The organism is Streptomyces sp. WAC05292, from assembly GCF_003949955.1.
In the GTDB taxonomy this organism is placed as follows: domain Bacteria; phylum Actinomycetota; class Actinomycetes; order Streptomycetales; family Streptomycetaceae; genus Streptomyces; species Streptomyces globosus.
This window is the reverse complement of record NZ_RPSE01000064.1, coordinates 1-22,933: the sequence shown is the minus strand read 5'-3', so window position 1 is coordinate 22,933 and position 22,933 is coordinate 1. Positions and strand designations below refer to the sequence as shown.

Annotated in this window: 21 protein-coding genes and 1 pseudogene; 11 read left to right on the top strand and 11 right to left on the bottom strand. The window is 74.5% G+C overall.

The features are described from left to right. A pseudogene (locus EF903_RS10650) lies at nt 1-419 on the bottom strand (hypothetical protein); the annotation flags it as partial. Beyond that, nucleotides 416-1,366, bottom strand: a complete 951-nt coding sequence (locus tag EF903_RS10645) for an STM4015 family protein (protein ID WP_125542952.1) — start codon at nt 1,364-1,366, stop codon at nt 416-418. The gene EF903_RS10645 and the pseudogene EF903_RS10650, both read right to left, overlap by 4 nt. Nucleotides 1,367-1,531: 165 nt before the next feature. On the opposite strand from EF903_RS10645, the gene EF903_RS10640 reads away from it, so the two are divergent. From EF903_RS10640 to EF903_RS10630, 3 genes are all read left to right on the top strand, one after another. Further along, complete coding sequence (locus tag EF903_RS10640) at nt 1,532-1,858, top strand: hypothetical protein (protein WP_125542951.1); 327 nt, start codon at nt 1,532-1,534, stop codon at nt 1,856-1,858. 189 nt (nt 1,859-2,047) lie between these two features. After that, the gene (locus EF903_RS10635) at nt 2,048-3,031 is read left to right on the top strand and encodes a DUF6745 domain-containing protein (protein WP_125542956.1); all 984 of its coding nucleotides are present in this window, start codon (nt 2,048-2,050) and stop codon (nt 3,029-3,031) included. 117 nt (nt 3,032-3,148) lie between these two features. Beyond that, on the top strand, nt 3,149-5,113 hold the full coding sequence (locus EF903_RS10630) for a sigma-70 family RNA polymerase sigma factor (protein WP_125542950.1): 1,965 nt from the start codon (nt 3,149-3,151) through the stop codon (nt 5,111-5,113). 27 nt (nt 5,114-5,140) lie between these two features. Here EF903_RS10630 and EF903_RS10625 read toward each other — a convergent pair whose 3' ends face one another. After that, nucleotides 5,141-5,950 carry a DUF817 domain-containing protein gene (locus tag EF903_RS10625; protein WP_125542949.1) on the bottom strand — a complete coding sequence of 270 codons (810 nt, stop codon included), beginning with the start codon at nt 5,948-5,950 and terminating at the stop codon, nt 5,141-5,143. Between the two features lie 68 nt (nt 5,951-6,018). Continuing rightward, nucleotides 6,019-7,413 (bottom strand): glutamate decarboxylase, encoded by a 1,395-nt coding sequence (locus EF903_RS10620; RefSeq protein WP_125542948.1) that lies wholly within the window; start codon nt 7,411-7,413, stop codon nt 6,019-6,021. 261 nt (nt 7,414-7,674) lie between these two features. Between EF903_RS10620 and EF903_RS10615 the strand changes: the two genes are divergently transcribed. Then, a complete protein-coding gene (locus EF903_RS10615; RefSeq protein ID WP_125542947.1) occupies nt 7,675-8,082 on the top strand; it encodes an apotyrosinase chaperone MelC1 in 408 nt (135 codons plus the stop codon). Further along, nucleotides 8,079-8,930: a tyrosinase MelC2 gene (locus EF903_RS10610; RefSeq protein ID WP_125542946.1), complete on the top strand. Its 852-nt coding sequence runs from the start codon at nt 8,079-8,081 to the stop codon at nt 8,928-8,930. Before EF903_RS10615 ends, EF903_RS10610 begins: the two co-directional genes overlap by 4 nt. Here the strand turns inward: EF903_RS10610 and EF903_RS10605 are convergent. Both EF903_RS10605 and EF903_RS10600 read right to left on the bottom strand, forming a co-directional pair. Then, complete coding sequence (locus EF903_RS10605) at nt 8,882-9,637, bottom strand: response regulator (protein ID WP_260615061.1); 756 nt, start codon at nt 9,635-9,637, stop codon at nt 8,882-8,884. The genes EF903_RS10610 and EF903_RS10605 overlap by 49 nt on opposite strands. Beyond that, entirely contained in the window at nt 9,634-11,280 is a 1,647-nt protein-coding gene (locus EF903_RS10600) for a sensor histidine kinase (RefSeq protein WP_125542945.1), read from the bottom strand. The genes EF903_RS10605 and EF903_RS10600 overlap by 4 nt, the downstream gene beginning before the upstream one ends. Nucleotides 11,281-11,348: 68 nt before the next feature. Between EF903_RS10600 and EF903_RS10595 the strand changes: the two genes are divergently transcribed. Together EF903_RS10595 and EF903_RS10590 are read left to right on the top strand one after the other, a co-directional pair. Then, nucleotides 11,349-12,743 (top strand): cation:dicarboxylate symporter family transporter, encoded by a 1,395-nt coding sequence (locus EF903_RS10595; protein ID WP_125542944.1) that lies wholly within the window; start codon nt 11,349-11,351, stop codon nt 12,741-12,743. A gap of 225 nt (nt 12,744-12,968) precedes the next feature. Next, a complete protein-coding gene (locus tag EF903_RS10590) occupies nt 12,969-14,765 on the top strand; it encodes a S8 family serine peptidase (RefSeq protein WP_185902608.1) in 1,797 nt (598 codons plus the stop codon). 93 nt (nt 14,766-14,858) lie between these two features. Here EF903_RS10590 and EF903_RS10585 read toward each other — a convergent pair whose 3' ends face one another. Beyond that, nucleotides 14,859-15,542 (bottom strand): (2Fe-2S)-binding protein, encoded by a 684-nt coding sequence (locus tag EF903_RS10585; RefSeq protein ID WP_125542943.1) that lies wholly within the window; start codon nt 15,540-15,542, stop codon nt 14,859-14,861. A 1,069-nt stretch (nt 15,543-16,611) separates the two neighbouring features. Here EF903_RS10585 and EF903_RS10580 point away from each other — a divergent pair. After that, a complete protein-coding gene (locus tag EF903_RS10580; RefSeq protein ID WP_125542942.1) occupies nt 16,612-17,298 on the top strand; it encodes a GNAT family N-acetyltransferase in 687 nt (228 codons plus the stop codon). 188 nt (nt 17,299-17,486) lie between these two features. Beyond that, nucleotides 17,487-18,608 (top strand): esterase family protein, encoded by a 1,122-nt coding sequence (locus tag EF903_RS10575; protein ID WP_260615060.1) that lies wholly within the window; start codon nt 17,487-17,489, stop codon nt 18,606-18,608. Here the strand turns inward: EF903_RS10575 and EF903_RS10570 are convergent. Continuing rightward, nucleotides 18,586-20,040 (bottom strand): carboxylesterase/lipase family protein, encoded by a 1,455-nt coding sequence (locus EF903_RS10570; RefSeq protein WP_125542941.1) that lies wholly within the window; start codon nt 20,038-20,040, stop codon nt 18,586-18,588. The genes EF903_RS10575 and EF903_RS10570 overlap by 23 nt on opposite strands. Before the next feature lie 162 nt (nt 20,041-20,202). Here EF903_RS10570 and EF903_RS10565 point away from each other — a divergent pair, with 162 nt between their 5' ends. Together EF903_RS10565 and EF903_RS10560 are read left to right on the top strand one after the other, a co-directional pair. Next, entirely contained in the window at nt 20,203-20,571 is a 369-nt protein-coding gene (locus tag EF903_RS10565) for a hypothetical protein (RefSeq protein ID WP_125542940.1), read from the top strand. Nucleotides 20,572-20,652: 81 nt separating this feature from the next. Continuing rightward, a complete protein-coding gene (locus tag EF903_RS10560; protein ID WP_125542939.1) occupies nt 20,653-20,928 on the top strand; it encodes a chaplin in 276 nt (91 codons plus the stop codon). Between the two features lie 74 nt (nt 20,929-21,002). On the opposite strand, the gene EF903_RS10555 is transcribed toward EF903_RS10560, so the two are convergent. The 3 genes from EF903_RS10555 to EF903_RS10545 are packed head-to-tail and all read right to left on the bottom strand — an operon-like array spanning nt 21,003 to nt 22,856. After that, a complete protein-coding gene (locus tag EF903_RS10555; RefSeq protein ID WP_125542938.1) occupies nt 21,003-21,866 on the bottom strand; it encodes a tyrosinase family protein in 864 nt (287 codons plus the stop codon). Nucleotides 21,867-21,890: 24 nt separating this feature from the next. Then, the gene (locus EF903_RS10550) at nt 21,891-22,256 is read right to left on the bottom strand and encodes a tyrosinase family oxidase copper chaperone (protein WP_114055517.1); all 366 of its coding nucleotides are present in this window, start codon (nt 22,254-22,256) and stop codon (nt 21,891-21,893) included. 60 nt (nt 22,257-22,316) lie between these two features. Beyond that, nucleotides 22,317-22,856, bottom strand: coding sequence for a GNAT family N-acetyltransferase (locus EF903_RS10545; RefSeq protein ID WP_125542937.1), 540 nt, complete (start codon nt 22,854-22,856; stop codon nt 22,317-22,319). Between the last annotated feature and the right edge of the window lie 77 nt (nt 22,857-22,933).

The window sequence follows — 22,933 nt, the reverse complement described above, 5'->3', positions numbered from 1 at the left end:
GTGGGGGACGGCGGGACGGGGATCCCGGCCCGGTCCAGGGCGGCGTGGCACAGCCGCTTGTCGAAGAGCACGGCCAGTTCGGCGGGGTCGGCCAACAGGCGCCCGCCCGCCGCCCGCACGTCGTGCGCGATCCGCTCCACGGCGGCGCGGAACGCCCGGTACCAGCGGACGCCGCCTTCCACCCGGGTCGGCTCGGCGGCGCCGCGCATGATCCGGTCGACCTGCGGGTCCTCGCCCGGGCTGTCGATCCGCACGGTTTCGCCGGGGTGGAAGCGGGCGGTGCCCGCGAGGACGTCGAGCCAGGGCACGACGCGTGCCGCGGGCAGCCCGGCGGCCCGCAGGGCGGCCTGGAGGAAGGCCGTCCTGCGGTTGTCCGGATTGCCGACCACGGCGAACCGCGCGGCCCCGGCCGGGTTCACTCGGCGACCGCGGTGTAGCGCCCGTCCCGCCTGCTGCGGGTGCTCTGGCGGTGGCCGAGGTCGACCTCGACGCCGTGCGGGGCGAGGGCCTCCTCGATGCGGAGTGCCACGGGCTCGCTGATGAAGTGGTGGTGGAGGTCCAGCTTGCGCAGGTGGGTGAGGGGCTGCCCGTCGAGGAGGGCGAGGGCGCCCTCGTCGCCCAGCGTGCCCATGGACAGGTCGAGTTCGCGGAGCCGGGCGACGACGGGCGCGCCGGCGAGGGCGGTGGCGATCTCGTTCTGGATGTCGCTGTTGCGCAGCGCGAGGCGGCGCAGGGCGGGCAGCCGGGAGCCCGTCATGAAGGGCTCCAAATCGGCCGGCTGGGTGTCCGCGCCGTACCAGGAGGTGCCGAGCCAGATGTCGAGGTCCTCCAGGGCCGGGAAGTCACAGGCGCCGACGGTGCGCACGACCTCCCGGGACAGGCCCCCGGTCTCGATGCGCAGCCGGCGCAGCGCGGCGTGTCGCAGCGGCGGGAAGACGAGGCCGCTGCCGCCCCGGACGCCGAACTCCTCCAGCAGCGGGAACGCCTCCAGGACCGGGCCCACGTCGGCCTGCTCGATCCAGGAGATCTCGCTCTCCTCGCAGGTCATGTCGCCGAGGAAGAGGGCGCGGAGCTCGGGCATCCCGTCTGCGGCGGGGAGGAGGACGTCGAGGACGTACTCCCCGATGCGCTCGGCGCATTCGCTCCAGGTTCCGACGATCAGCGAGCGGACGCGGGTGAGGTCGACGGCGGCGGCGAACCGGGCGAAGGCCGCGGGCCATTCCTCGTCGGACTCCCAGAAGTCGGCGCTGACGCGCCAGGCGACGCTGTCGGGTTCGGGAAGCGGCCCGGCGGGCTCCTCGCCGGGCGGCGGGAAGGCGTACACGGGCAGGCCTCCCCACTCCTCCATGTGGCCGCTGATGCTCATGTGCGCTGCTCCTGGGGTGGGTGGCCGGTCGGACGGACGTGCGACACCAGTTCTACCAAGCGGCACCGACAGTCCCGACCACGCGTTCGAGGGGGCGTTGTCAGACCCGCGGCCTAGCGTGGGGAAGGTCGAGCGGGTCCGAGGGGGCCCGCGGGAGGGAGAGCCGTGTACCGGCAGGGGGACGTCCTGATCGCGCCGGTCCCGAAGGGGGCCGTTCCGGAGTGGGCGGTGCGGGCGCCGGGCGAGGCGCGGGACGCGCGGGGCCGGCTGGTGCTGGCGCGCGGAGAGGTGACGGGGCACGCGCACGCCGTACCGGGGCCGGGCCGGCTGGTGCGCGAGGGCGGGGAGTTCGGGCCGCTGCTGCTGCACCTCCCGGAGGGCGGCCGCGTGGTGCACGAGGAGCATGCGGCGATACCCCTGCCGAAGGGCTGGTTCCGGGTGGTGCGGCAGCGGGAGTACGTGCCGGGCGCGGTCCGGTACGTCGCCGACTGACCGCCCGCCCCGCACCCGCCCGCACCCCGGGCCGCACGGCGCCCACCGGGCCGCCGCGGTCCTCCCCCACCCGGCCGGCCGCTGCCGCGGCCGGCCCCGTACGAGACCGAGGACGACGTGACCACGCACCACACCCCTGGCACCCCTGGCGGCCGCGTAGCCGGAGCCGCCGGCGGCGCGGCCGAACGGATGGAGGAGTGGCGGGCCGTGGCCGCCGCCACCGGCCCCGCCGACCGGGCCGCCGCCGAGGCCGCCGTCCGGCTCGCCTACCGCTCGGCCGGGCTGGCCGGGCCCGACCGCGTCCTGTGGGCGCGGTCGCCGCGAGAGGCCGTGGCACTGCTGCTGGAGCTCGGCGAGAGGACCGGGTGGAGCGTCCGCGACGAGGTGCGGACCAGGCCCTGGGAGGCGGAGCGGTCGCGGGCGCATGCCGAATTGGGCGTGGCGGGGTACACGGCGCTGTGGGCGGCGACCGGCGCCCGCCTCTGGGACGTCACGTGGGCGCTGGCCGAGCGGATCCGCGACGGGGTGGCGGAGGAGCTGGAGGACACGCCGCAGATCCGCCTGCTGCTGCTCGACGCGGTGCCGGGACAGCACGACGCGGCCTGGCTGGCCGCCCTGGCGGACCGGGGGCCCGCGCTGGCCGGTCTGGCGGATGCCGCGCGCCACGCCGGCTGGTGGTGGCCCTACGAGGACGTCGCCGTGGTGTGCGACCGGCCCGCGGAACTGCACCGGGACGAGGCGGGGCGCCTGGACCGGCGGGACGGCCCGGCGCTGGCGTTCTCCGACGGCTTCGCGCTGCACGCGTGGCGGGGCATGCCGGTGCCGGCGGACTTCCTGTCGGGGCTGGCCGGGCTCACCCCGGAGCGGATCCGGGAGGAGGAGAACGCCGAGCTGCGCCGGGTGATGCTGGAGTTCTACGGCTACGAGCGCTACCTCGCCGATTCGGGCGCGGAACCGGTGCACCGGGACGAGACGGGCGTGCTGTGGCGGATCGGGCTGGACGACGACGAGGACGTCGCCATGGTCGAGGTCGTGAACTCCACCGCCGAGCCCGACGGCACGTTCCGCACCTACTGGCTGCGCGTCCCGCCGCGGACGCGGACCGCCCGTGAGGGGGTGGCCTGGACGTTCGGCCTGTCGGCGGAGGAGTACGTACCGCTCCGGCAGACCTGACGCGGATCCCGGGACTTTTTTTCGAAGAAGTCCCCCGATAGGCGTTATCCGTGCCCCGGTCGACGGTCTCCCAGGTATCGGGCATCATCGACCGCCGGGACGGACAGGGAACCTCACATGACTTCAGAGCACACGGCAGAGCTGGTCGCGGCGGCCCGCGCGGGAGACCTCCGCGCGCAGGACGAGCTGGTCAGCGCGTATCTGCCGCTGGTCTACAACATCGTCGGGCGCGCCATGAACGGCTCCGTCGACGTGGACGACGTCGTGCAGGACACGATGCTGCGGGCCCTCGACGGCCTGGGCACCCTCCGATCGGACGAAAGCTTCCGCTCGTGGCTGGTCGCCATCGCGATGAACCGGGTGCGGGCGTACTGGCAGGCCCGGCGCACCGCGCCCGGTGAGAGCGGGCTGGAGGCCGCCTGGGAGCTCGCCGACCCGGGGGCCGACTTCGTCGACCTGACCGTCGTCCGGCTGGCCCTGGAGGGGCAGCGCCGGGAGACCGCACGTGCCACGCGCTGGCTGGAGCCGGACGACCGGGCGCTGCTGTCGCTGTGGTGGCTGGAGTGCGCCGGGGAGCTGACCCGGGGCGAGGTGGCCGCGGCGCTGGAGCTGACGCCGCAGCACACGGCGGTGCGCGTGCAGCGGATGAAGGCGCAGCTGGAGTCCGCGCGCGTGGTGGAGGGGGCGCTGGCGGCGCAGCCGCCGTGCGAGGCGCTGGTTGCGGTGACGGCCTCGTGGGACGGGCAGCCGTCGACGCTGTGGCGCAAGCGAATAGCCCGGCACGCCCGCGAGTGCCTGCGGTGCGCCGGCCTGTGGAACGGGCTGCTCCCGGCGGAGGGGCTGCTGGCGGGCCTGGCGCTGGTGCCGGTGTCGGCGGCGCTGCTGGCCGGGGTGCGGTCGGCCGCCGCGGGCGGTTTCGCTCCGGCGGGCGCGGCGTACGCGGCGGGCGGGTTCCCGGGCGGCGGCCAGGCGGTGTCCGCCGGTTGGGCGCCCGCGTACGAGGCGCCGCTCGGCGGCACGGGCGACGGCGGCCACGGCTTCGCCGCCGGCACGGGTGCGGACGGCGGCGGCGGCAACTTCGGCACCGGCGCGGACGGTGGCGGCTTCGCCGGAGCCGGTGCGGTGCGAGACGGCGGCAGCGGCTTCGCTTGCGGTACGGGCGCCGGTGACGGCGGCAAGGGCCTCGCCGCCGGTGCGCACGGCGGCGGCAGCGGCTTCGGGGACGCCGGTGACGGTGGTTCCGGCGGTTCCGGGGACGGCGAGGCCGTGGCCCGCCTCGCGTCGGCCGGCTCCGCGGAGGGCGGTGCCGGTGGCGCGGCGGGCGGGGGCCGGAGCGTGTTGCGCAAGCGGCGGCGCAGTCGGCGGCGGGCCGTCGGGGGTGCCGTGCTCGCCGCCTGTGTCGCGGGCGGCGGCCTCGCCTACCTGGGCGGGTTCCCCGGCTCCGCCGGCGAGGGCGGCGGAGCCGCGCCGGCGGCTCCGCTGAACGCGCTGTCCGCGGGCGAGTCCGCCGGCCCGTCGCCGAGCGGCTCGGCCCAGCCGTCCGCGTCCGCTTCGGCCTCGCCGTCCCCGTCGTCCACGGCGCCGCCCTCGGCCTCGGCGTCGGCGAGCCCCTCCGGCGCGGGCAGGACCTCCGGTGCGGCGCCGACCCCGTCCCCGTCGGCCCCGCGGTCCGCCTCCCCTGCTCCGGTGCCGGCCCCTCAGGGCCCTGTGGGCCAGGTCATCGCCCTCGTCAACGCGGAGCGCGCGAAGGCGGGCTGCGGCCCGCTGAAGGACGATGCGCAGCTGCGGAAGGCGGCGCAGCGGCACTCCGAGGACATGGCGAGCCGGAACTTCTTCTCGCACACGGCCCCGGACGGCTCCGACCCGGGCGAGCGGACGACGGCCGCCGGCTACCGGTGGGCGACGTACGGCGAGAACATAGCCCGCGGGCAGAGCACCGCCGAGTCGGTCATGAACTCGTGGATGAACAGCGACGGCCACCGCGCGAACATCCTGAACTGCTCCTTCAAGGACATAGGCGTCGGGCTCCACCAGGGGCCCGGCGGCCCTTGGTGGACGCAGAACTTCGGCGCCCGCATGTGACCGGGGCCGCGGCGGGCGCCGGGGCCGCTACGGACCGGCCCGGCGGGTTCCGGGCCGGTGGTGGGCAGCGGCGCCGAGCACGCAGGGCACGCTGACGAGCAGGGCCCACGCGCCGAACTTCTGCACGGGGACGGGCTCCCACCCGTCGAGCTGGTGGGGATAGGCCCAGGCCCCCGCGTAGGTCGCGGCGTTCTCGGCGAGCCACAGGAAGAAGCCGATCAGGACGAACGTCAGCGGCATCCACATCCGGTAGGCGTGCCTGCCGACGGTGTAGTGCACCCGGGCCCCGGCGGTGGCGGCGACGAGCAGGCAGGCCAGCGGCCAGCGCAGGTCGGGCAGCCAGTGGTGGCTGAGGAAGTTCGCGTAGAGGGCGCCCGCCGCCAGTGCGGTCGCCGCCGGGCGGTAGCCGCTGAGCTCCAGCCTCAGCAGCCGCCACACGGCGCAGACGTAGCTGCCGACGGCTGCGTAGAGGAAGCCGCCGTAGAGCGGGACGCCGCCGAACTTCAGCAGCGCGGGCTCGGGGTAGGACCAGGAGCCCAGGGCCACCTTCACGTACTCGAACACGAGCCCGAGGAGGTGGCAGCCCCCGATCACGGCGAGGTCCCGGCCGCGCTCCCAGCCGGTCAGCAGGCACACCGTGCTGAGCAGGACCCCGTACGCGAACAGCAGGTCGTAGCGGGCGACGGGGAGGTCGGGCAGCAGGCGGGAGGCGCCCACTCCGGCGAGCAGGGCCACGGCGAAGGCGCAGCCGGCGGCCTGTCTCAGGCCGAAGTGCAGCAGCTGGTTCAGCGCGTGGCCCGCCCGGCGGAGGGCGGCGGCGTTCGGCGGCATGCCCATGCCCGCAGGGACGCTCGCGCGGCGGCCGCGGTTCGGCCGCGCCGCCGGCGGTCCCCCGCGGCGGGCCGTCAGTGGTGGAAGCCGGAGCGGGGGGCCGTGGCGGGCCGGGTCGGGGGCGCCTCCCGGAGGTGGTCCAGGGCGCGGCGCATGTCCTCGGCGAGGAGGGCGACCTGGTCCAGGGTCACGCCGTGGCGGATCAGGACGCGCTGGATGACGGTGTCGTCGCGGCGGGCGGGCAGCGGGTACGCGGGGACCTGCCAGCCGCGCATCCGCAGCCGGTCGGAGAGGTCGTAGAGGGTGAAGCCGGCGTCCGCGGGGTCGGTGAGCCGGTAGGAGACGGCGGGCAGGGCTCCCTGGCCGTCGTAGAGCAGGGTGAAGGGGCCCATGGCGGCGATCTCGCCGGCGAGGTGGCGGGCGGTGTCCGCGCAGGACCGGTGGACGCTCCGGTAGCCGCTGCGGCCGAGCCGGAGGAAGAGGTAGTACTGGGCGATGACCTCGCCGCCGGGCCGGGAGAAGTTCAGGGCGAAGGTCGGCATGTCGCCGCCCAGGTAGTCGACGTCGAAGACGAGCTCGGGGGGCAGGAGGTCCGCGGTGCGCCAGACGACCCAGCCGACGCCGAGGGGCGCGAGCCCGTACTTGTGGCCGGAGGTGTTGATGGAGGCGACGCGGGGGATCGCGAAGTCCCACACCACGTCGGGGTGGAGGAAGGGGGCGACGAGCCCGCCGCTGGCACCGTCGACGTGGATCGGGACGTCCCAGCCGTGCTCCTGCTGGATCGCGTCGAGGGCGGCCGCGATGTCGGCGACGGGCTCGTAGTCGCAGGTGTAGGTGACACCGAGGATGGCGACGACGCCGATGGTGTTCTCGTCGACGTACTCCGCGAGCTGGTGGGGCCGCAGGCCGGTGGCGTCCTCCTCCAGGGGGATCTGGCGCAGTTCGACGTCGAAGTAGCGGGCGAACTTCTCCCAGCAGACCTGGACGGGCCCGCACACGAGGTTGGGCCGGTCGGCCGGCAGTCCCTGGGCTCGGCGGCGGGCGCGCCAGCGCCATTTGAGGGCGAGGCCGCCGAGCATGGCGGCCTCGCTGGAGCCGGTGGTGGAGCAGCCGGTGGCGGGGCCGTCCTCGGCCGGGGCGTGCCACAGGTGGGCCAGGATGTTGACGCAGCGGGCCTCGATCTCCGCGGTCTGCGGGTATTCGTCCTTGTCGACCATGTTCTTGTCGAGGCACTCGTTCATCAGGCGGTGGACGCCGTCGTCCGACCAGGTGGTGCAGAAGGTGGCCAGGTTCTGGGCGGCGTTGCCGTCGAGGAGGAGCTCGTTGCGGAGCAGGGCGTAGACGGCCTCGGACGGTGAATGCTCTTCCGGCATCCGGTACTTGGGGAGGACGCGGTCGCTGAGGGCGGTGGTGAAGACGTCGGTCCCGGTGTCGCCGCCGGTGACGTGCTTCGTCTCGTGGAGAGCCATGTTTCGGACTATAGGTGACAGACTGCTATTTATCCGGCTTCGAGTTCCGGTCGTCTCGACGGTGTGAGCCCCTCCATGGGACACGGGACGTCACCGAAGAAATTACTGTCCAGTAAGATGATTTCCACAGAATCTTTCGCGTCGACGCGCCCCCCTCCCAGCCCGCACGGGAAGATCCGCCAAATGGTTCTATAGGAAACTTATCCGTTCATGTCCTGATAACAGCGAGTGGTCGTTCGGACACTGGTACCTCTTCGGGCCATGAACAAGATCACTCGCCGGCAGGCCATGGGCACCGCCGCCGGCGCTCTCGCCGCCCTCGGCATAGCCGGCGCCACCGCGCACGCGGCCGGCACCGACTCACGCGCCGCCACCACCCCCTCCGGCACGGTCGACGAGGTGTACCAGGGCCGCCGCATCCGCATCACCCCCGCCTCCGCTTCCGGCGGGCACCACGGCGGGCACCACGGGGGCGGCCACTCCGGCCTGCCCACCGTCCGCATAGACGGCCGCGAACTGCACGTCATGCGCAACGCCGACGGCACCTGGATCAGCGTGGTCAACCACTACGAGACCTTCGCCGACCCGCTGTCGCTCGCCCGCGCCGCCGTGCGCGAACTCCAGGGCGCCACCCTCGCCCCGTTCTCGCCCACGGGAGGCACGGCATGACCGTCCGCAAGAACCAGGCCTCGCTGACCTCCGAGGAGAAGCGCGCCTTCACCAACGCGCTGCTGGAGCTCAAGCGCACCGGCGTCTACGACCGGTTCGTCACCACGCACAACGGCTTCATCATGAGCGACACCGACTCCGGCGACCGCGTCGGCCACCGCTCCCCCTCCTTCCTGCCCTGGCACCGCCGGTTCCTGCTGGAGTTCGAGGCCGAGCTGCAGAAGGTCGACGCCTCGGTGGCGCTCCCGTACTGGGACTGGACCGCCGACCGGACCTCCCGCTCCTCCCTGTGGGCCGCGGACTTCCTGGGCGGCACCGGCCGCGCCCGCGACGGCCAGGTCATGGACGGCCCGTTCGCGTACTCCGGCGGGAAGTTCCCGGTCAACGTGCGCGTCGACGGCCGCGCGTACCTGCGGCGCTCCCTCGGCGCGAGCGTCGCCGAGCTGCCCACCAAGGCCGAGGTGGACGCGGTCCTGGCCATGCCGGTCTATGACATGGCGCCGTGGAACAGCGCCTCGAACGGCTTCCGCAACCACCTGGAGGGCTGGCGCGGCGCCAACCTGCACAACCGGGTGCACGTCTGGGTCGGCGGGCAGATGGCCACCGGCGTCTCCCCCAACGACCCGGTGTTCTGGATGCACCACGCCTTCGTCGACAAGCTGTGGGCCGCATGGCAGGCCCGCCACCCGCAGTCGACGTACCTGCCCGCCGCCGGCACGGCCGACGTGGTGGACCTGAACGACACGATGCGGCCGTGGAACGACGTCACTCCGGCCGACATGCTGGACCACCGCAAGTTCTACACCTTCGACACCGAGCCGGCCGCCGCGGCGGCGAGCCAGCGGTAGTGCAGTTCGGGGCGGCCCACCTGGCCGTAGCGGGGCGTGCGGTCGGCGCGGCCCGTGTCCACCAGGTGCTCCAGGTAGCGGCGGGCCGTGATCCGCGAGATCCCCGCCGCCCCGGCCGCCCCGGCCGCGGTCAGTCCCTCGGGGGCCGCCCGCAGCAGCGCGGCGACCCGGTCCAGGGTCGGCGCGCTCAGTCCCTTGGGAAGCTCGGCCGGTCGCGGGGTGCGCAGGGCGGCCAGCGCCCGGTCCACGTCGTCCTGGCCGGCCGCCTCCCCCGCCGTCGAGCGGAACTCCGCGTAGCGCAGCAGCCGTTCGCGCAGCGTCGGGAAGGCGAACGGCTTGAGCACGTACTGGACGACGCCCAGCGAGACGCTCTCGCGGACGACGGCCAGGTCCCGCGCCGAGGTCACCGCGATCACGTCGACCGGATGCCCGGCGGCGCGGAGTCCGCGCGCGAAGCGCAGCCCGTGGCCGTCCGGCAGGCCGAGGTCGAGCAGCAGCAGGTCGACGCGGGTCCGCTCCAGGACCCGGGTGGCCTCCGCCAGGGAGTGGGCGGTGCCGACGGCGGTGAAGCCGGGCACCCTGCCGACGTACAGCGCGTGCGCGTCGGCGGCGACCGGGTCGTCCTCGACCACCAGGACGCGCACCTCGGCCGGGGGCGCCGCAGCCGCGCCGGTGCGGGGGCCCTCGGCCGGTCCGCTCGCGGTCATGCCGGCTGCTCCTTCCGCATCGGCAGCCGTACGGTGAACCGGGCTCCGCCGCCCGGGGATCCGGCTGCCTCGGCGGTGCCGCCGTGCCGGTGGGCGACCTGCCGGACCAGGGCGAGGCCGAGGCCCCGCCCCTCCCCCTTGCCCGACCAGCCGTGCCGGAACACGTCGGCGGCGGCGCCCTCGGGGAGCCCGGGGCCGTTGTCGGCGACGCGGAGCAGGAGCGAGTCGCCGTCGGGGCGCACGGTGACCTCGACGCGGGCTCCGGGTACGCCGGTCAGGGCGTCGACGGCGTTGTCGACGAGATTGCCGAGGACGGTGACGAGGTCGCGGGCCGGGACCGCGGGCGGCCCGCCCGCCGGGCGCACGCCGCCGCCGGGTGCTTCGGCTCCCGTCCCGCCGAAGGCGCGGCTGTCCGGGGTGACCACCAGCTCCACCCCGCGCTCGTGCGCCTGCGCCGCCTTGCCGAGCAGCAGCGCCACGAGGACCGGCTCGCCGACCGCGGTGACCACCTCGTCGGTGAGGGCCTGCGCCAGCTCCAGCTCGGCCGTGGCGAATTCCACGGCCTCGTCCGCGCGGCCCAGCTCGATCAGGGAGACGACGGTGTGCAGCCGGTTGGCCGCCTCGTGCGCCTGACCTCGCAGGGCTTGGGTGAACCCGCGCTCGTGGTCCAACTCGCCTGTCAGCGACTGCAGTTCGGTGTGGTCGCGCAGGGTCACGACCGTGCCGCGGCGGCCGCCGCCGGCGACGGGCGAGCTGTTGACGACCAGCACCCGCTCCGCGGTCAGGTGGACCTCGTCCACGCGCGGCCGGTCCGCGAGCAGGGCCCCCGTCAGCGGCGGCGGCAGTCCCAGGTCGGCGACGGCCGTGCCGCGGACGTCGCCGGACAGGCCGAGCAGGTCCCGGGCCGCGTCGTTGATCAGGGTGACCCGGCGCCGCCCGTCGAGCATCAGCAGCCCTTCCCGGACGGCGTGCAGGGCCGCCTGGTGGTAGTCGTACACGCGGCTGAGCTCGGCGGCGTTCATGCCGTGCGTGTGCCGGCGCAGCCGGGCGTTGACGACGTACGTGCCGACCGCGCCGAGGCCGAGCGCGCCGGCGGCGACCCAGGCCAGGGCGGACAACTGGGCGGCGAGCCGGTCGCTGACGGCGCGGACCGTGATCCCCGCGGCGACCAGGCCGACGATCCGGCCGCCGTCGGCGAGCGGGGTGACCACGCGGATCGAGGGGCCGAGCGTGCCGGTGTACGTCTCGCTGAAGGTCTCGCCGCGCAGGGCGGGTGCGGTGTTGCCCATGAAGGGCTCGCCGATGCGCTTCGGGTTGCGGTGGGTCCAGCGGCGCCCGTCGGGGGCCATGATCGTCACGAAGTCGACGCCCGAGTCGGCGCGCACCCGCTCCGCGTAGGGCTGGAGCGCGGCCGAGGGGTCGGTGCCGCCGGCGGCCCGGCGCACGGCCTCCAGGACGGACGGCGAGTCGGCGACGGCGCGGGCGACGGCCCCGGCCTGGCGCCGTGCGGCGTCCTCCGCCTGGCCGTGGGCCGTGGCGTAGGCGAAGACCGCGCAGCCCGCGACGACGACGGCGACCAGCAGTACCTGCATGGCGAAGAGCTGGCCGGCGAGGCTGCGCGGCGGGCGGGGGAACCGGAACATGGCGCTCAGTGTGCACCGGGCCGTGAACTCAATGAACGCAAGGGTGACCGGGGTCACAGGGGTGGGCGATGGTCTGGCGGGACGATTTTCACCACCAGGAGGCGAACGTGGCCGCCAGACGCGACAAGACCCACTACCTGTACATCGCCGTGATAGCGGCGGTGCTGCTCGGCATCGCCGTCGGCTTCGCCGCTCCGGGCGCGGCCGTCGAGCTGAAGCCGCTGGGCACCGGCTTCGTGAACCTCATCAAGATGATGATCTCGCCGGTGATCTTCTGCACGATCGTGCTGGGCATCGGGTCGGTACGCAAGGCCGCGAAGGTGGGGGCGGTGGGCGGCCTCGCCCTCGGCTACTTCATGGTCATGTCGACGGTCGCCCTGGCGATCGGGCTGGTCGTCGGCAACCTGCTGGAGCCCGGCAGCGGCCTGCAGCTGACGGAGGCCGTCCGGCACGCCGGCGAGGCACAGGCGAAGGCGGGCGGGGCGGAGAGCACCCAGGAGTTCCTGCTCGGCATCATCCCGACGACGCTGGTGTCCGCCTTCACCGGCGGGGAGGTGCTCCAGACGCTGCTGGTGGCCCTGTTGTGCGGGTTCGCGCTCCAGGCCATGGGCGCGGCGGGCGAGCCGGTGCTGCGCGGCATCGGCCATGTCCAGAAGCTGGTGTTCCGGATCCTGGCGATGATCATGTGGGTGGCGCCGGTCGGTGCGTTCGGCGCGATCGCCGCGGTGGTCGGGGCGACCGGCATCGACGCGCTGAAGTCGCTGGCCGTCATCATGATCGGCTTCTACACGACCTGCCTGCTGTTCGTCTTCGTCGTACTCGGCGGCCTGCTGCGACTGTGCACCGGCATCAGCGTCTTCGGGCTGCTGCGCTACCTCGGCCGGGAGTTCCTGCTGATCCTGTCGACGTCCTCCTCGGAGTCGGCGCTGCCCCGGCTGATCGCGAAGATGGAGCACCTGGGCGTGTCGAAGCCGGTCGTCGGCATCACCGTGCCCACGGGCTACTCGTTCAACCTGGACGGGACCGCGATCTACCTGACGATGGCCTCGCTGTTCGTCGCCGAGGCGATGGGCGAGCCGCTCGCGCTCGGCGAGCAGGTCTCGCTGCTGCTGTTCATGATCGTGGCTTCCAAGGGCGCGGCCGGCGTGACCGGCGCCGGGCTGGCGACGCTGGCGGGCGGACTGCAGTCGCACCGGCCGGAACTGGTCGACGGCGTCGGCCTGATCGTGGGCATCGACCGCTTCATGAGCGAGGCGCGGGCCCTCACCAACTTCGCGGGCAACGCGGTGGCGACCGTGCTGATCGGCACCTGGACGAAGGAGTTCGACCGCGAGCGGGCCCGCGAAGTCCTCGCCGGGCACCTGGCTTTCGACGAGACCACGCTGACCGACGACGGCCACGGCACGGAACTCCCCGCCGTGCCCGCCCCCTCGGCCGGCGACAAGACGGGCGTACCGGCATAACCGGTGCGCCGGCCGGGAGCCGGCCGGGCAGGGCTCGCCCCCACGGTGCCCAGCCCGGCCGGCTCGACCGGCTTCACACCGATCGTTTTCAGCCATCAGCCCGGCAAGTCGGCTGTGCTGAAACTTACTTCCGCCCGAGGGCACGCGTCTGACATCTTGCGTCCACCACTCGTTTCGTACGGCCCGGTAACTGCGATCCGCACCACCGGGTCCTCGGAGGACGCATTGATACCCCACATATCCAGCCGACCCCGACGTACCCTCGTTCTGGCGGCCACCCTCGGCGCGGCGCTCGCCTTCGGAGCTCCTTCGGCCCTCGCCGGCACCCTGCCGGTCGTCCCGGCCGCCCCGTTCGCCGCCGCCAAGGCCCCTGCCGCGGCCCCGGCTTCCCAGAGTGCGACCTGGGCTGCCGGCACCCGCGCCTACCTCGTGATCACCGCCCCCGGTGACAACGCCTCCGTCCGCGCGGCGGTCGCCGCGAACGGCGGCACCGTCTTCTCGAACTACGACGCCATCGGCGTCATCGTCGCCCACTCTGCGTCGGCGAACTTCGCCACCGCGATGCGCGGCGTCAGCGGCGTCCAGCAGGTCGGCGCGACCCGCACCTCGGACGTGCCGGCGGACGCCTACAACCCGGCGCTGCCCGCCAACCCGGCGCAGTCGACGACCCCGACCGGCGAGCCGGTCCGCGCCGACATGAGCCAGATCAAGGCGGACCAGGCCTGGGCCGTCACCACCGGCTCGGCAGCCGTCAAGGTCGGCATCCTCGACACCGGCGTCGACGACCAGCACCAGGACCTGGCGCCGAACTTCAACGCCGCCGACTCGGTCTCCTGCGCCTACGGCAAGCCCGACACCCGCGCCGGCGCCTGGCGGGACGTCGGCGAACACGGCACGCACGTCGCCGGCACGGTCGCCGCCGCCAAGAACGGCAAGGGCGTCGTCGGCGTGGCGCCGGGCGTGAAGATCTCCTCCGTCCGCATCGCGGAGCCGGGTTCCTCGCTGTTCTTCCCCGAGAACACGATCTGCGGCTTCATGTGGTCCGGCGACCACGGCTTCAAGGTCACCAACAACAGCTATTACACGGACCCGTGGCAGTTCAACTGCCCGGACAACGCCGACCAGGCCGCCATCATCGAGGGCGTCCGGCGCGCCCAGGAGTACGCCGAGCGCAAGGGCTCCCTCCAGGTCGCCGCGGCGGGCAACGAGAACTACGACCTCGCCAACAAGACGGTCGACACCGCCAGCCCGAACGACTCCACCCCGGTGACCCGCACCATCACCAACGCCTGCCTCGACATCCCGACCGAGCTGCCGGGCGTCGTGACGGTCGCCGCCAACGGCGAGGGCACCACCAAGGCGTCCTTCTCCAACTTCGGCCGCGGCATCATCGACGTCTCCGCCCCGGGCAGCAACGTCTACTCGACCGTCCCCGGCGGCAAGTACTCCTCCATGAGCGGCACCTCGATGGCCTCGCCGCACGTGGCCGGCGTCGCCGCGCTGATCGCCAGCACGAACCCGGGCATCACCCCGGCGCAGATCCGCGAGAAGCTGGCCCTCCAGGCCAACGACATCGCCTGCCCGTCGGACAGCCGCTGCACCGGCACCACCGCCAACAACGGCTTCTTCGGCGAAGGCCAGGTGGACGCCCTGAAGGCGGTCGGCGCCACCCCGCCGCCCGGCAAGTTCTTCGAGAACGCCGGTGACGTCGCCATCGGCGACAACACCACCGTCGAGAGCCCGATCACCGTCACCGGTGTCACCGGCAACGCCCCCGCCACCCTCAAGGTGGGCGTGAAGATCGTCCACACCTACATCGGCGACCTGAAGGTCGACCTGATCGCCCCGGACGGCAGCGTCTACACGCTGCACAACCGCGCCGGCGGCAGCGCCGACAACATCGACCAGGTGTACACCGTCAACGCCTCCTCCGAGGCGGCCGCCGGCACCTGGAAGCTGCGGGTGAACGACAACTACCGCGGCGACACCGGCCGGATCGACGCCTGGAACCTCACCTTCTGAGCCTTCCGGACGCATCGCCACACCGAGGCGGGCCACCGGGGTGCGGGCAACCGCCCCCCGGTGGCCCGCACGCGTCCGTGACGGCCGCCCCGCCTACCGGGTCCGCAGCACGCAGTCCCCGCACAGGCCGCCCCCCTGCGTCCGGTAGTACAGGCAGCAGCTGCGCCGCACGAAGGCCACCCCGAGGCCCTCCTCGTGGACGAAGGCGCCCGTGCCGCCGAGCGCGCCGCCCTCCGCCAGCAGCCCGGCCGCCAGAGCCGTGGCCGGACCGCCGTCCGGCACCCGGCCGAGCAGTACCCGCAGCGCCCCGACCAGCCCCGACGCCGTGTTCCCGCGCAGGACCTGCGGCGAGACCCCGTACCGCTCCCGCAGTGGCGCGTCCAGGACCTCCAGGTGCGCCAGGACGGCCGCCCCGAGGTCCGCGGCCGGCCGGGCCCCCTCGCCGGGCGCGGGCAGCCACAGCTCCAGCGATCCGCCCTCGGGCATCCGCCACCACAGCCGGTCCGGCCCGAGGTCCGGCACCCGGCCGCCCAGCGCGGCGCACCCCAGGCCGAGGGACCACAGGCGCGAGGCGATCCCGAACTGCGCGGTCGACGCGGCCACGCGGCCGGGTCCGCTGCCGATGCGCCGGCCGACCTCGGCCACGTACGGGCCGAGCCGGTCCCCGTACAGCTCGGCGAGCGGCCGGAACCCCTCCGCGGGCGGCCGCGCCCCGCCGGACACCGTGAAGAACGGCCCCACGGCCGCCAGCCGGCGCAGTACGTCGTCCATCTCCATGCCGCAGATGATCTCAGGGCGCGACCGGCGCCCCCGCGGCGCCCGTCCCCCGGGCCCCCGGCGCACCGGTGGCGTATGCCGCCCGGACCGCGCCCGGACGGCTGCGCTCCGCCCACCGGACCGCCGGGCCCGTCGCGTACGAGGCCGCCGGGAGCAGCCCGCCCGGCGGGAACCAGCCGGGGACGCCCCCGAGCAGGACCGGGGAGGTCACGACCACGGGGCCCGCGGACCGGGCGAGGGGCACCCCGGTCCCGAAGAACCCCTGGTAGTGGCCGGCCCGGTCGGCGGGCGCGAGGGAGAAGCCGATCCGGCGGAGGAGCGGACGAACCGGAAGGAGGCGGCGCAGGCCGCGGTGGCCGCGGCCTGCAGCACGGAGGCGCCGCGCGGCCCCCGCCGGTCGGCGAGCGCCCCCAGCGGGATGCCGGCGACCGAGCCGACCGCCCAGGCGAGGGTCGGGCCGAGCCCGATCAGGGCGGGCGGCAGACCGACCACCCGGGTGAAGAACAGGGCCGAGCACGCGTGGCGGGCGCCGTCCCCGACGGAGTCGGCCGGCTGGGCGGCGGCGAGGCGGCGCGGTACCCCGGCGGGGGCGGTATGCGTCTCGTCACCACCCCGTGCAGCAGCGTGACGGCCCGCCCGAGGGGGCCTGTCGACCTTGGTTTCAGCGGGCCGATCCGGCCTGCGGACCGCCGTTCCGCAGGCCGCCGCGGGCCCCTCGCGCACCGGCCGCCGGGAGCCGCCGGGAGCCCCCGCCGGGGCGCGGCGGGCCCGGCCGGGGAGCGCGGGCCGGCCGACCGGGCGGGCGGCGAGGCAAATCACATCGGACCGCCCTCGATCTTGGCGCATCGCCGCAGGTCAGCGCCTTGCGGACGCGCAGAGCCGACGCGCCGGAAAACATGGCCGCGGCGTTGCCATTTTGGGGGTTCATGAGAGCTCTCCGAGGGGCTACATTGAGGCACTCGCGCTTCACCTGACAGCCCGTTGCCTTTCACCCGCGTTTTGCGCGGGGGGTGACTGCAGGCGCGCAGACTGTGCAACCACCCCACCGCCCAGAAGGACCGAAGGCTCCGTGCCCGTACCCGTACTCCTCGCCGGCCGCACCGTGCGGCTCGAGCCCCTCGCCCCGCACCACGCCGAGGCCTTGGCCATGGCCGGGGCCGAGGATCGTACGACTTACGCCTTCACCCCCGTACCCCATGGGGTGCAGGCGTCACACGAGTACATCGACCGCGCCCTCGCCGATCAGGCGGCCGGCCGATCGCTCCCGTTCGCGGTGGTCAGAGCCTCGGACGGCCTCGTCGTCGGCTCCACCCGGTTCCTCGAGCTGGACTACTGGCAGGGGCCGCTGGTGTGGCCCGCGGTGCCGGGCGTCCCCTTCGGGGATCCGCTGACGGCCATCCCGGACGCCGCGGAGATCGGCAACACCTGGCTCTCCCCCGGCGCCCAGGGGACGGGCATCAACACGGAGGCGAAGCTGCTCATGCTGCGCCACGCCTTCGAGACGTGGGGCGTACGGCGGATCTCGCTGCGCGCGGACGCCCGCAACGTGCGCTCGCGGGCGGCGATGGAACGGCTCGGGTTCACGCCCGAGGGGGTCCGCCGGGCGCATTCGCGGGGCCTGGACGGGGCGGTGCGCAGCACCGCGTTCTACTCGGTCCTCGACGAGGAGTGGCCGACCGTGCGGGCGGTCATCGAGCTGCGGCTCTCGGCGCGGGCTCCGCGGCGGCGCCGGCGCAAGGCGCTCGTCCCGGCGTAACGCTCCTGCAGGAGTCTCCCGCCCCCGGCCGCCCGCGCGGCCGGGGGCGGCCCGTTCGGCAAGGCCCAGCCCCAGGTCAGCCCAAGAGCTGGAAAAAACCGGAACTGGTAGACCCGTACGATCATCCTTCGATCAGAACGTGTTGACCGAGCCCCGACGGGGCAGCACCAGCCGGAGAGCCACCGCACATGTCGTACTCACCCGACGGCCAGTACCCGCAGTACGCGGACCCCGCACCGGAACCGGAGTCCGGCCGCCGGCCGCGGCGCGGCCGGCGGTGGCTCGCCGTCGGTGCCGCCGTCCTGGCCCTCGCCGGAATAGCCTCCGGCGCGATGTACCACTTCGAGATACCCCCCTTCACCGACAAGGGGAAGAGCGTCTCCTTCGGCGCCCCGGCCCAGGGCGGCGGCGGGCAGGAGGGCGGCGCGCAGAAGCCCGGCTCGAAGGCCCTGATGCCGACCGGCCCCGCGGCCGACTTCAAGAACTCGATGACCCTGCCCGACGGCACGCACGTCGCCGTGACCACCCTGGAGGGCAAGAAGTCGGGCTTCAAGGGCAAGGTCTGGGTGTGGGCGCCCAAGGAGTACGACGACCCGAAGTACGCCAAGAGCGGCTTCCCGGTGCTGATCGCCCTCCCGGGCGGCGCCGGCTACCCGAACAACTACTGGATGGGCACCGACCTCGGCCTCCAGACGAGCATCGCGAAGTGGTACGCCGAGGGCAAGAGCAAGCCGTTCCTGCTGGCCATGCCGGTGCTCAACCCCGCCGGTGACGACAAGGGCATCTACTGGGACGGCTCCGACATCCCCGGCCAGCCCAAGATGGGCACGTGGCTCACCGAGGACGTCCCGGACCTGATGAAGGCGAATTTCCGTACGGTCAAGTCCCGTGACGGCTGGGCCTTCATGGGCTCCTCCACCGGCGGCTTCGCGAGCCTGAAGGCCGTCCTGAAGCACCCGGACAGGTTCAAGGCCGCGATCTGCTCCGGCCCGGACGTGGTGCCCGACTCCCCGCTGTGGAAGGGACACGACAAGGAGAAGGCCGCGAACGACCCGGGCGCGCTGGCGAAGGACCTGATCGACAAGAAGGGCCCTGACGTCTACCTGGCCTTCCAGGTGGGCGACAGCGAGAACAACAAGAAGACGCTGCCGGACGTGGAGAAGTGGATCGCCACCTACGGCAAGGGCCCCGTCCACACCAGCATGCGGGTGATCCCGAACGGGAAGCACAACGCGAAGACCTACGTCCCGAGCATGGGCGAAGGCCCGATCCAGTTCATCAGCAAGGTCATGGACGGGCCGGTGGAGTAGGCGCCTGCTCCCCCTCCCCCTCCCGCCGCGGCGCGCCGAACACCATCGGCGGGCCGCCGCCGTCCCAGGCGGGCCAGCCCGGGTCGCCGGTGCGGGCGAAGCGGACCCAGGCGGCGTGCATCCGGTCGGCGAGCTCCTGCGGGGCGTCCGGTCCGGCCAGCCAGGACGCCTCCGGCACGGCGAGGGTGTCGAAGACGAAGCCCAGTTCGAGGGCGTGGCAGGCGCCGAGGCCGGGGATCCCGGACGGCCAGGCGAACTCGTACACGTAGGACGGCGCCGGCCGGGCCGCCCCGGCGAGCAGCCGCAGCGGGTCGCGGAGCCGGTGGTCGGTCAGCAGCTGGCCGGCGTACGCGGCGGGGCTCGCCCCGGGCAGGGCGGTGCGCAGCGTCCGCAGGGCGGCGCGGTCCTTGCCGCTGCGGGCCCGGGCCAGCGCGACCGCGAGCGGCCCCATGCGGTCCAGCAGCCGTACGGCGCCGGTGGGCGCCAGCCACAGCCGGTACTCGTCGCTGGTCCAGCCGAGCAGGAGGGGGACGCGGGAGCGGGCGGCGGCCGGCAGGGGGTCCTCGGGCAGCGTGGCCGGGTCGGCGACGAGGCCGAGGGCGGGGCCGCCGGCGAGGGGGCCGGAGCGGCGGGACGCGGCCTCCTGCGCGGCGAGCAGCCGGGGCAGGGGGACGGCGGCGAAGGCGGCGGCCGTCGCGGGCACCCCGAGCAGGGCGGCCATGCGCCGTACGAGGGCCCGTACGCGCTCGCGCGGAAGGACCTCGGGGGCGCCGCTCTGCAGGGCGGCCTGCGCGAACAGTCCGGCGGCCGGGGGCGCGGCGAGCAGGGCGCCGGTGCTGATGGCGCCGGCGGACTGGCCGAAGACGGTGACGCGGGCCGGGTCGCCGCCGAAGGCCTCGATGTTCTCCGCGACCCAGGCGAGGGCGGCGATCTGGTCGAGGAGGCCGCGGTTGGCCGGGGCGTCGGGGAACAGCCCGTAGCCGAGGGCGCCCAGCCGGTAGTTCGCGGAGACGAGGACGACGCCGTCGCGGGCGAAGGCCGTGCCGTCGTAGACGGGGACGGCGGAGGAGCCGCGGGTCAGGGCGCCGCCGTGGAGCCACACCATCACGGGCAGCTTCGCCGCCGGGTCGGGGGAGGGCGTCCAGACGTTGAGGTTGAGGCAGTCGTCGCCGGGGACGACCGGGTCGGCGAGGAGCGCGGCGAAGGTCGGCGAGTAGGGGGCCTTCGGGGCGGTCGGCCCGTACGCACCGGCGTCGCGGAGGCCCGTCCAGGGCCGCGGGGGCCGGGGAGCGGCGAACCGCAGGGGCCCGACGGGCGGGGCCGCGTAGGGGATGCCGAGGAAGGCGGCGGTGCCGCCGGGCCCAGGGCGGCCTTCGACGGCGCCGCATGCGGTGGCGGCCCGGGGGCGGGTGGTGGCGCCCGCAGTGCTCATGGCGTCCCTCTCGTCGGACCGGCGCGGGCGTCGTCCCGGTCGGCCGTTCGGCGTCCGTCCGGGGCGGCCGTGCGCCCTCCGGGGCACGGTCGCACACGCGCGCGGGGGGTGACAAGGCGTGACCCGGCCGGGGCCGGGCCGGGTTGGACCGGCATGCCATCCATGCCCTTCCCGCGCGGGCCGATCACCGCCCGCTCCGCCCGCTCCCTCGTCCGGGCCTGCGCCCCGGCACCCCTGCTGCTGCTCGCCGCCGGCTCCCCGGCGCTGGCCGCCGCCGGCCAGCCCGACTTCCAGTACGTCGGCCGGGACGACCGGGTCCACGGGCTGACGGCTCCCGAGGGCTGTGTGGAGGCCCGGGGCGGCGGGGCCCGCGGCGTCACCAACAAGACGTCGGGGACCGCGTACCTCTACCCCCGGCCGGGCTGCGCCGGCACGCCGGTCGAGGTCCTGCGGCCCGGGGCCGGAGGCCAGATCACGCCGTACTTCGACTCCGTCCGCTTCGATGTCACCACGACGGCCCAGCGGCCGTGACCACGCGGCCCCGGCCGCGTTGTACGCCATGTCGAATTGCCGCAGTCCCCTGCGGCGCCCACACCTCACGAGGAGATCTTGATGTCGCGTATCGCGAAGGCAGTCGCCGTCACCGCTGCCGCCGGTAGCGCCCTGGCCGCCGGTGCCGGTCTGGCCGTCGCCGATGCCGGAGCGCACGGTGCGGCGGTCGGCTCCCCCGGTGTCCTGTCCGGCAACCTCGTCCAGGTTCCGGTTCACGTCCCGGTCAACGTGTGCGGGAACACGGTGAACGTCATCGCCCTGCTGAACCCGGCGTTCGGCAACACCTGCATCAACCAGTCCGGTGGCGAGCAGCACACCGAGGGCTACGGCCACTGACCGGCCGTCCGGCCGGGTGATCCGGCCGCTGGAGGCCCCCGCCGTCCGGCGGGGGCCTCCTCGCGTCGGGGCCGTCACTCGTAGCGGTACAGGCTCGTGTGGCCCAGCATCTCGCGCGGTGTGACGTTCCACGGGGGCATGGGCTCGTCCAGGGAGATCACCCGGCCCCGCTGGAGGTCGCCCGGCTGCAGCGGGGCGGCGGGCAGGTAGCCGGAGCGCGGGTGCTGCCGCTGCCAGCGGTCCCAGAGCAGGTCGACGAAGGCGTGGTGCAGCCAGAACGCGGGGTCGTTGGGTGCGGTGCCGCCCGTCATGTGGCCGCCGATCCACTGGTGCACCTTGTTGTGGTTGCGCCAGCGCTCGGACTTGGGGGCGGCCCAGCCCTCCAGCTTGTTGCGGAATCCGCCGTCGCGGGCCGTGGAGTTCCAGGGAGCGGTGTCGTACACCGGGTCGTCCAGGGCCCACTGGAGTTCCGCCCGGGTGGGCAGGGTGATCGGGTTCTGCGGCCGGCCCAGGTTGCGGGTGAGGAAGCGGGCCTCGGTGAAGCCGACCTTGATCTCCCAGTTGCCCGACCGGTGGGCGTACGGGCCGGTCATGACCTGGCGGTCGCCCTCGCGGCCGGTGCCGCCGAGGAAGTCCTCCGCCCACAGGGAGGAGGCAGGGCTGTTGTCCGTGGTCCAGTCCCAGTAAGGGATGCTCACGCCCGGGTCGACGCCCCGCAGGAGCCCCTCGAACTCCAGCAGGTAGCGCCGGTGCCAGGGGAAGAAGGACGGGGACATGTGGCCGACGCGGAGCTTGCTGCCTCGGTCGGGCACGAAGTACTTGTCGTGCATGCGCACCAGCTCGTCGTACGCGCCGGTCCGCTTGAGCTCCAGCACGGCGGCGGTGAACCGCCGCTTCTGGCTGCTGGTCAGGTTCCGCTGGTTCTGCCGGGTGTACAACGCGGGCTCCTCGCCTTCCGTGCGTCAGCCGTGGTGCGGGGCGGCGAGGGCGAGCTGCGTCGTGCCGAGCTCGTCGACGGCGGCGCGGGCGAGCTCCAGGGGGGTCCCGTACGACTGGAAGTGGTTGATCCCGCTCAGGTAGCTGCCGTCGGCGCGGCGCATCACGTGCAGGGGGCGGCCGTCGATGCGGACCCCGGCCGCGGTGACCTGGATGTGCCGGCCGCGGTAGGTCTCCTCCGCGAGCGGCGCGGGGCTGACGGTCTGCCGGGGCCGGCGGGCGCGCAGGACAGGCGCCAGGGCCGCGGCGGTCCCGGCGAGGACCGCCGCGGTGAAGGCCGCGCGCAGGACCGCGCGACGGGTCGGTGGTGCGCCGGCGGATGCGGCGTGCATGCGTTCTCTCCCTCGCTCGGTGGTGGGGCTACGGGGTCTAACGCGGCGCGGCGGGGGAGGTCACCTGGACCGGGGGGACGGGTGCTTGTAGTAGAGGGTCGTGGGGTGCAGGCGGCCGTCGGGGTCGGCGGCGTAGTCGGGTATGGTCCCGGCCTCGGTCCAGCCGGCGGCCCGGTAGAGGCGCTCGGCGCCGCTGCCGGTCTCGGTGTCGAGGAAGAGCAGCTTGACTCCGGCCCGGGCGGCGGCGTCCTCGGCTTCGGCGAGCAGGGCCCGGGCGGTGCCGCGGCCCCGGGCGGCGGGGTGGACCATCAGCTTGCGCAGTTCGGCGCGGTGGCGGCCGTTGGGTTTGGTCTCCCGGGCCCAGGAGACGGTGCCGTCGACCGGCGCGCCCTCGGCGGGGCGGGACACCCACAGGGCGAGGGTGCCGTCGCGGAGGGAGGGCAGGAGGGCCTCCCACCAGGCGGCTGCGGCGGCGTGGTCGAGGCCGGAGAGGAAGCCGAGGGAGGAGCCTTCGCGGACCACCGCGACGAGCAGGTCGGCCAGTTGGCCGCGGTGGTCCGCCAGCTCAGCGGCGGTGACGGGTGAGACGAGTGCGGTCATGGCCCGAGGATAGGAACCGGGCAGCGCGGGCCGGGGGCGGTCCGGGGCCCGCCGGCGCCGCCGTGGTCGGCCTCCTG